This window comes from Treponema sp. R6D11 (assembly GCF_054786075.1).
In genome coordinates, this window is record NZ_BDHD01000812.1 from 1 (window position 1) to 503 (window position 503).

The 503-nt window shown below is 46.5% G+C and carries 1 protein-coding gene; it reads right to left on the bottom strand.

Going from position 1 to position 503, the window contains the following annotated elements:
• Positions 1-61: 61 nt before the first annotated feature.
• Complete coding sequence (locus tag ACYVTD_RS16265) at positions 62-400, bottom strand: hypothetical protein (RefSeq protein WP_461248717.1); 339 nt, start codon at positions 398-400, stop codon at positions 62-64.
• Positions 401-503 lie beyond the last annotated feature (103 nt).

Sequence of the window (503 nt, forward strand, 5' to 3'; positions counted from 1 at the left end):
CTTCAAGTGCATGCTGAGCAATTCGGTAATATAAATTTACCCGTACACGCAATGGTGTCGGTTACCTCTGCGTGTCTACGCTTTGGGCGACACATATTCCTGCCTCAGGTGCGGTTGTCAGATTTCTGTCAATAGCCTGGCGGGGAAATTCTATGAGCGGAGTAATTTTCATGCGGTTTTTGCCAGAAAAAGAAATCTCGGAAAATCTCGCTTTGCCGTCCATGGTAATAAGAGTCCCTTTTTTCCAGGGGCGCAACAGCCAAAAAAAACCGGGGGGCTTTATGTCAATTGGTTTTAAGCCCTGCGAAATTACGGGGGCTTCTTTCTTGTCTTCGCAGCAGATGAACGCAATCACGGTTAAAAAACAAAGCAGAAGGATTTTAATGTTTCGGCTTTTCATATCCTTTCCTTTTAATTTCCACCTTTTTACAGCACAACAGGCCCCGGAAGGACAAGCCGGAAGCCGTAGCGGATGGCATTACCTCTACTGTACGGGGAGACGT

What these genes read in the sequence shown, in the direction of transcription:
- ACYVTD_RS16265 (WP_461248717.1), bottom strand. Translation starts at nt 400, where the DNA reads ATGAAAAGCCGAAACATTAAAATCCTTCTGCTTTGTTTTTTAACCGTG.